Genomic DNA, 7974 nt, shown 5'->3' with positions numbered 1-7974 from the left:
GACGTCCAGCGCGTCGCCGCCAAATACTTCGGCCCGGCGGCCTTCAGCCGCGTAGTCGTGGGGCAGGGGTCGTGAGGTGGCTGCCGGCGGTGGGGGCCCTGGCGCTGGTGCTGGCGGCGGCGACGGCGCAGGCGGACGGCGCCTGGCTGGCCCTGACCGAGCGCCAGCGCGAGCAGGCGCTGCGCGTCGGGCAGCGGAGCGTCACCGTGGAGTCGTTCGGCGAGGAGTGGCGGGTGGTCAACGGCGCGGGCGAGAGCGTCACCGTGATCACGCCCTTCCACCGGCTGGTCTGGGCGGCGCGTCACGCCGCCTTCAAGAATGAAGCGGTCCAGCCCAAGGAACAGGACCGCTTGATCGAGGAGCTCAAAGAGCGGCTGCGGTTCGAGGTCAACCTCAATGGGCCGCGGGAGGACTTCGCTCGCTACTTCCGTCCGCGGCTCGTCCTCGGCGCCCGGCAGATCGAGCCCTCGCTGGTGCAGAACGAGCGCACCGGCATCCGGCAGGAGAACGGCACCTACCTGGCCCGCTGCGTGTACTGGTTTCCGAGCAAGGACATCACCGGCACGTCGCGGTTGACACTCGTCGTGCGCGACGCCGACGGCCGGGACGTCACGAACTTCGCCATCGACCTGGGCACGATGCGGTAATCTCCAAGGAGGCGGCATGGTCACCAGGGAGCGCTTCAGGCTGCTGAAGGTGTAGCCCGTGCGGCCGTCCCTGCCCACCGCCGACCGCCACGCCGGCGCCGCCGAGAGCGTCTCGTGGAGGGTCCACCGCGAGGTGGCCCTGCTGCTGGGCTGGGGCAGCGCGATCCTCCTCCAGTTCGCGCATCCCCTCGTCGCCCGGGGCGTCGCCGACCACAGCGGCTTCCGCCGTGACACGCGGGCGTCGTGGCGCCGGCTGCAGCGCACGCTGGGCGCGATGTTAGACCTGACCTTCGGCGGCGAGGACGGCGCGGCCCGGGCCGCCGGGGCCATCAACCGGGTGCACGACCGGATTCACGGCCCCCTTCGCCAGCCCGAAGGGCCATACCCAGCGGGAGCGAGCTACTCGGCCCACGACCCCTCGCTGCTGACCTGGGTGCACGCCAGCTGCCTGGACGCGTTCACGCGGGCCTACGAGCTCTACGTGGGCCCGCTGACGCCCCAGGACAAGGACCGGTACTGCGCGGAGGCGGCCCGCGTCGAGCCGCTGCTGGGCATTCCGGAGGGATCGTTGCCGCGGAGCACCGTGGAGCTGCAGACGTACATGGACGCGAGGCTGGGAAGCGGGCAGATCGTGGTCACCGACACGGCTCGCGCCCTGGCCCGCGACCTGCTCGCGCCCCCGGTGCTCCGCGTGGTCTGGCCGCTGGCCTGGATGTTCCGGATCGTGGCCATCGGGCTGCTGCCGCCGTCGATCCGCGCGGCGTATGGCTTTCGGTGGGACGCGCGCCACCGGACCGCGCTGGGCGCGGGCGCCTGGCTCGTACGCCACGCGCTGCCGCTGCTGCCGCCGGTCCTCCGCTACTGGCCCGCCGCGCGCGCGGCCCGCCGCCAAGGCTGACCCGGCGCCGTCGCGCGCCGATGCTATAATCCGCTGGCACTTCGAAGCACATCACGTTGGCCCGAGGAGGTCAGCCCCATGAAAGCTGTTCGCATCCACACGCCGGGAGGACCCGAGGTCTTGCGGTACGAGGACGTGCCGGAGCCGACGCCGAAGGCCGGCGAGGCCGTGGTCAAGCTCGACGCCGCCGGACTGAACTACATCGACGTGTACTTCCGTACCGGTCTCTACAAGGCCGATCTTCCGGCGACGCTCGGCATGGAGGGCGGCGGCACCGTGACGGCCGTCGGCGCCGGCGTGAGCGATGTGAAGGTCGGCGACAAGGTCGCCTATACCGGCGTGCGCGGCTCCTACGCCCAGTACGCGGCGGTGCCGGCGGACCGGCTCGTCCCGCTCCCGCAGGGCGTGAGCACCAAGCAGGGAGCGGCGGCGATGCTGCAGGGCATGACGGCGCACTACCTCGCCTGCTCGACGTATCCCCTCAAGAGCGGCGACACCTGCCTCGTGCACGCGGCGGCGGGGGGCGTCGGCCTGCTCCTCTGCCAGATCGCCAAGATGCGCGGGGCCCGCGTGATCGGTACCGTCTCCACGGAGGACAAGGCCAAGCTCGCGCGCGAGGCGGGCGCCGACGAGGTGATCCTCTACACGAAGCAGGACTTCGAGGCTGAGGTCAAGCGTCTCACCGGGGGCAAAGGCGTCCAGGTCGTCTACGACTCCGTCGGCAAGGACACCTTCGACAAGAGCCTCAACTGCCTCGCGCTGCGGGGGATGATCGTGCTGTTCGGCCAGTCGAGCGGGCCCATCGCGCCCCTCGACGCGCAGATCCTCAACGCCAAGGGCTCCGTCTATCTGGCGCGGCCGAGCCTCTTCCACCATATTCCCACCCGCCCGGAGCTGCTCCAGCGCGCCGGCGAGGTGCTGGGGTGGGTCCGCGACGGCAAGCTCAAGCTCCGCATCGCCTTCGAGTTTCCGCTGAAGGAGGCGGGGGAAGCCCACAAGGCGCTGGAAGGGCGCAAGACGACGGGCAAGGTGCTCTTGATTCCGTAGGGAACTTCGCCGGCTCCGCTAGCGCGGGGGTCTACAATGAGTCAAGGAGGTGGCAGATGACACGGCGACGGTTCGTCCCCCTGCTGGGCCTCGTGCTGATGGGGCTGCTCTTCGTCACGACGACCGAGGCCTGGGCGCGCGCCACCGGTGGAGGGAGCCGCGGCTCCCGCACGTATTCCGCGCCGTCGCGCCCGTCCCCCACGAGCCCCGCTACGCCGTCCAGGCCGACGACCTCCACCTCGCCGGCCGCCCCCCAGCGCCCGGGCATCTTCGGCGGGTTCGGAGGCGTGCTCGGAGGTCTGCTGATCGGCGGGCTCCTCGGTGGCCTCCTGTTCGGCCACCCCGGCTTCGGTGTCGGCCTCCTGGACGTCCTCTTGATCGGCGGCGGGCTCATGCTGCTGATCGCCTTCCTCAGGCGGCGCCAGACCGCCGGCGAGCCGGCCTACGCGATGGCGGGCGCGCGCGGCGCCGCCGAGGGCGCCCCCTGGGGCTCGAGCGGTGGAGCCACGATGGAGGCGCCGGCGGCGCCGGACGACCTCGAGCGCGGCCTCGCCCACATCCGCACGATGGATCCCGGCTTCGAGCCGGCGGCCTTCGCGACGATCGCGCGCAGCGCGTTCCTCGACTTGCAGCGGGCGGTGGCGGCCCGCGACGTGGCGCCGCTGCGTGACCGGCTCACCTCCGAAATGTCGGCCATGCTCCAGAGCCAGTGCGATCGTCTGCGCAGCTCGCGACAGACCAATCGCATCGAGAAGATCGAGATCCGGCGGATCGACGTCACCGAGGCGTGGCAGGAGAGCGGGCGGGACTACGTGACGGTCTACCTCGCCGCCTCGCTGCTGGACTACGTCGTCGACGACGGCACCGGCGCCGTCATCGACGGCTCGCCGACCCAACGACAGGAGATCGAGGAATACTGGACCTTTACCCGCCCGGTCGGTACCGGGGCCTGGAAGCTCTCGGCCATCCAGACCGGGTAGGGCGCTCCCGGCGGTGAACCGTGACCCGTTTCGTGAAGTGGCTGGCGGTGGCGAGCGTGGCGATCGTCGTCCTGGCGATCGCCGTGCTGGCCGCCGTCCCCTACCTCGCTGACACGCCCCGCATCCAGTCGCTGATCGCTGGCAACGCGAGCCAGGCGCTCGGCCGGCCCGTCAAGTTCTCCTCCGTCTCGGTGTCGACGCTGCCGCTGCCCTCGGTGGTGCTGAAGGACCTCGAAGTCGCCGAGGATCCCGCGTTCGGCACCACGCCCTTCCTCAAGCTGAATCAGGCGGAAATCCGACTGCGCCTCTGGCCGCTGCTCCTCTTCCGCGTCGAGCTGGGAGACCTCGTCCTGAAGGAGCCGGTGATCTCGCTCGTCGAGACCGCCGACGGGCGCTGGAATATCGCGAGCCTCGGCCGCGGGTCGGAGGCTGAGGCGCGCGCGCCGGGCCGAACCCGCCCCTCGGGTGGTGCCGGGGCCGGGGCAGGGCTCCCATCGCGGGTAAAGGTCGACAAGGGGCTCGTCACCTACGAGTCGCGCGCCGGCGGCACCACGGCGCGCTATCGCGTGGAGAATCTCAACCTCACGCTCACGGGCGCCACCGCGCCGCTGGCCTTCCAGGGCGACGCCCTGGTGAAGCCCGGCGATCTGGCGGTGAAGATCACCGACGGCACCGTCGGGGTGAACGGCGCCCGGTCCCTGGTCGAGGCGCCGCTGCGCGCGCGGCTCACGCTGGACGGCAAGGACATCCGCGAGTTGGTGGCCACCGCCATGGGGCCCGAGCCCACCCTCGCCGGCGGCCTCAAGGGCACGCTGGCGCTCGGCGGCACCGTCGGCAAGCCGCGGGCCTCGGGCGACGTCGAGCTGACCAACCTTGCCGTCACCCAGACCAACCCGCAGTGCCCCGAGCCCAAGCGCCGGACGCTCACGCTGGGTCCGGTGAAGTTGAACACGACCTGGGAGGAGTCGCGCCTGATCGGGCGCTCGGTCACGACGGAGATCGGCAAGGGCACGATCACCACCAACCTGTCGGTGGCGCTGGACCGCGGCGTGCGCGTGGAGCTCGGGGATCTGGGGATCAAGACGCTGCCGGTCGAGAAGATCCTCGTGGACTTCCTCTGCCAGGGCTACGCGGTGACGGGGCCGCTCGATCTCTCCGGCAACACCTCCGCGCGTCTCGACGATCTCTGGAACACACTGAACGGCAAGGGGCAGTTCAAGCTCGGTCCGGGGAAGGTCGTGGGCGCCCAGGCGCTGGCGCTGCTGAGCACCGTGCTGCGGCTCGGCGGCGCCGTCTCCGCCCTCGCCGGCGGTGAGCTGCCGACGGCATTCTCCTCTTCGGCATTCGACTACGAGACGGTCGCCGCGACCTACACCGTCACCAACGGCGTGGTGAGCACGCGCGATCTGCTGTTGACGAGCCGCGCGCTGAAAGCCAGCGCCGCCGGGACCTACGCGCTGGCCTCGGGCAAGATGAGCGTCGACCTGGTCGTCAGCACGGCCGGGCGGAACCTCAAGGCGAAGGTGGCGGGGACGGCGGCCTCGCCGTCGGTCAGCGTGGCGCCGGCGTCGGTGCTCAGCGAGAGCGAGCGGAAGAAGCTGCAGGAGAAGGTCGAGGGCGGATTGCAGGACCTGCTCAAGAAGTTCCGGTGAAGCGGCCGCCGCCGAGCCTGCCCGCCTCCACCAGTCGCACGAAGAACGTGTAGAGCTGTTGGTAGTCGCGGTACCACCGCTCGCCGAAGCGGGCGACCGTCTCCGCGCGCAGCGCCCGGTACATCTCGAGCCGTGCTCTCAAGATCGGCCGCCACTGCTCGGACACGTCCTCGGCCTCGATCGCCCCGAACCCGGCGCGTCCCAGCAGCCGGCGATAGCCGTCGAGCGTCTGGAGCGTCGTCGCCCCCATCCACTCGCGCAGGCGCTGACGCTCACGGTCGTCGAGCCTCGGGTAGGCAGTCCAGTCGGTGAAGGCCAGCCGGCCCCCGGGGACCAGCACGCGCCGGCACTCCCCCAGCACCGCGGCCTTGTCCTCCACGTGCAGCAGCGCCTCCTGGCTCAGGCAGGCATCGAAGCGCGCGGAGGCCAGCGGCAGGGCCGTCGCGTCGCCCCTGACCGCCACGACCCGCCCGGCCAGGCCCACCAGGCGCGTGAGCCGATGGGCGCCCGCGGCGCGGCCCTGATTGAGCTCGAGCGCCACGACCCGGCACCCGAACCGGGAGGCCAGAAAGCGCGCGGGACCTCCCAGCCCCGCGCAGACGTCCAGCACGCGCGAGGCCCCGCGGATGCCGGCCCGCCGGGCGAGCGTCTCCACCGCCGCCAGCCCGCCGTAGTGATCTTGATCGAAGTCGAACAGATCCTCGGCCGTGAGCGCGGCGAGGACCGCGCCGCGGCGCCGGGCGACGGCGGCCAGGACCTGCTGCTCGTTGATCGGATGGCGGTCGTAAAAGTCAGTGACGCTCACGGCGCGATCTCTGGCCATGCCCACGCGGAAGTTCAGGGTAGTATCGTACCGGTATGGTCAAGCTCACCTTCAGCCTCGATGAGACCACGGTGGCGGAGCTACGCCGCGCGGCCGACCGACTCGGGAAGCCGCAAAGCCAGGTGGTCCGCGAGGCGATTCACGACTACGCGGCCCGCATCGGCACGTTCAGCGAGGAGGAGCGGGTCCGGCTACTGAAGATCTTCGACACGGTCGCGCGTCCGCGCCACTTTGCGCGCGCAGCCATCTGAGTTTCCGCAAAGCTCCTCCTCAATAGTTGGTTGGTAAGATCGAGCAGGCAGCTTCTTGCGCGTGGGCTGATGCGGAGGCGCGGGGAAGGCCGAAGAAGGCGTCGGGTGGTGACACCACGGTTGAACCGGGCGGGACGGAGGCACGAATGAGCCGGAGAAGGTGGGCCTGGATTTTGGCCCTGCCCTCTTGTCTCTCGTGCGTCTCGTGGCCAGCCCAGACCGATACGCAGGCAATTATGGCGGGATGCGGCGGCGGGGTTGCTGGTGGCGGCGGGGGAGTTGTGGTCTATCGTGATGGTCGCGTCACTCGTTGGCGCCGCCCGGCGGCTGGTCTCTCGGCGGAGGAAACGGCGCTTCGCACGGATCCCGATATCGCCCAGCGTTTGTTCGATGAACTCGGGGCGATCGGTTTCACGCGCGTTCGGCTTGTTGAACCTAGCAACGTGACGTGTTCGCTCACCCTAAAAACCGCGTCGGGTACCCACGCGGTCTTGTGGCCGTTGGGCAGCGACCGCGCTCCGGGTTCCGTGAGGAAGGTTTTCGACGAGATTATCCGTCTTGATCCTGCCAACTCGCGCCCGCGAGACGGCCCAGAGATCACAGACCGACAACCGCCGCCGAAGCCGAACCTGCGGCTCGATCCCGCGCGCCCACGGGTGCCGCCCCCGTCGCGACCCCTCGAAATCTGGCGTCCTTAGCCTTGGCATACATCGCCGTGTGCAAGTCCTAGAGGCCTGACTTCGCGTTAGAGGGCTGAGCATCAGCCCGAAGTGCCGCCGCCGCCGTGACACACCTGCCTGGCAGATAATGGGACGCTCGACACGACACCGCGTGCGTGGTCAACGGTACCCGCCAGTCGTGGACGGCGAACCCTCGATTTGTTCGCTTCCAAGGCCTGACTTGTTCACGGTGAGGGTGCGCTGCTCGTGATCGTAAAGGTCAGGCCGTTGGAGGTACGGCTTCTCGGCGCGGGGTTGAACACGGTCACGCTGTGTGGCGATCTCGGTGTTCGGGATCGCGCCCTGGAGTTGGGTGTTGCTCACGAACGTGGTCGTCCGGCCGGCCCCGTTCCAGCGCACCACCGAAGCGGCGATGAAGTGCCGGGCCGCCTTGAAGGGCCCTGCCAGCTATGATAAAAGCAAATCGTTTCCAAACGGCCGGGCGAGGGAAGACCATGAGTAGCTTCAAGGAAGGCCTCGAAGACGTCGTCGTCTCGACCTCGGAAATCTGCTTCATCGACGGGCGGGAAGGGAGGCTGCTCTACCGCGGCTACGACGTCGACGAGCTGGTTCAGTTCTCCTCGTTCGAGGAGGTGGTCTATCTCCTCTGGCACGGCAACCTGCCCAGCCGTAAGGATCTGGACGCCCACGTCAAGGCGCTCTCCTCGACGGCCAACCGGAGGCTCCCGCCCAAGCTCATCACCATCCTGCGCCAGCTCCCGAAGAAGACGGCGCCCATGGAGGTGCTGCGCACGGGCGTGTCGGCCCTGCAGGCCTTCGATCCCGACGCCGAGGACAACTCGCGCGAGGCCACCGTCCGCAAGGCGGTCCGCCTCACGGCCCAGATGCCGACGCTGGTCGCCGCCTGGGAGCGGCTGCGGCGGGGCAAGCCGCCGGTGGCGCCGAACCCGAAGCTCACCCTGGCCGCCAACTTCCTCTACATGCTGAGCGGCCAGA

Annotated in this window: 8 protein-coding genes; 7 read left to right on the top strand and 1 reads right to left on the bottom strand. The window is 70.0% G+C overall.

Features of this window, described 5'->3' with window-relative positions; translation table 11 throughout:
- Positions 1 to 71: 71 nt before the first annotated feature.
- The 5 genes from VGV13_18950 to VGV13_18930 all read left to right on the top strand — a co-directional run bounded on the left by VGV13_18950 (position 72) and on the right by VGV13_18930 (position 5224).
- The gene (locus VGV13_18950; protein ID HEV8643169.1) at positions 72 to 647 is read left to right on the top strand and encodes a hypothetical protein; all 576 of its coding nucleotides are present in this window, start codon (positions 72 to 74) and stop codon (positions 645 to 647) included.
- Between the two features lie 58 nt (positions 648 to 705).
- Positions 706 to 1545 (top strand): oxygenase MpaB family protein, encoded by an 840-nt coding sequence (locus VGV13_18945; protein HEV8643168.1) that lies wholly within the window; start codon positions 706 to 708, stop codon positions 1543 to 1545.
- 78 nt (positions 1546 to 1623) lie between these two features.
- Complete coding sequence (locus VGV13_18940) at positions 1624 to 2592, top strand: quinone oxidoreductase (GenBank protein HEV8643167.1); 969 nt, start codon at positions 1624 to 1626, stop codon at positions 2590 to 2592.
- Between the two features lie 56 nt (positions 2593 to 2648).
- Entirely contained in the window at positions 2649 to 3572 is a 924-nt protein-coding gene (locus tag VGV13_18935; protein HEV8643166.1) for a Tim44 domain-containing protein, read from the top strand.
- A gap of 20 nt (positions 3573 to 3592) precedes the next feature.
- Complete coding sequence (locus VGV13_18930; protein ID HEV8643165.1) at positions 3593 to 5224, top strand: AsmA family protein; 1632 nt, start codon at positions 3593 to 3595, stop codon at positions 5222 to 5224.
- Here VGV13_18930 and VGV13_18925 read toward each other — a convergent pair.
- The gene (locus VGV13_18925) at positions 5208 to 6029 is read right to left on the bottom strand and encodes a methyltransferase domain-containing protein (GenBank protein HEV8643164.1); all 822 of its coding nucleotides are present in this window, start codon (positions 6027 to 6029) and stop codon (positions 5208 to 5210) included. The genes VGV13_18930 and VGV13_18925 overlap by 17 nt on opposite strands.
- 53 nt (positions 6030 to 6082) lie before the next feature.
- On the opposite strand from VGV13_18925, the gene VGV13_18920 reads away from it, so the two are divergent.
- Positions 6083 to 6298, top strand: a complete 216-nt coding sequence (locus tag VGV13_18920) for a ribbon-helix-helix protein, CopG family (GenBank protein HEV8643163.1) — start codon at positions 6083 to 6085, stop codon at positions 6296 to 6298.
- A gap of 1174 nt (positions 6299 to 7472) precedes the next feature.
- The coding region (locus VGV13_18915; protein HEV8643162.1) for a citrate/2-methylcitrate synthase at positions 7473 to 7974 on the top strand (502 nt) is incomplete at its 3' end.

Source organism: Candidatus Methylomirabilota bacterium (assembly GCA_036001065.1).
In the GTDB taxonomy this organism is placed as follows: Bacteria; Methylomirabilota; Methylomirabilia; order Rokubacteriales; family CSP1-6; genus MNEF01.
Note: the sequence above shows the minus strand (reverse complement) of the source record. Positions and strands in the feature narration are given on the sequence as shown.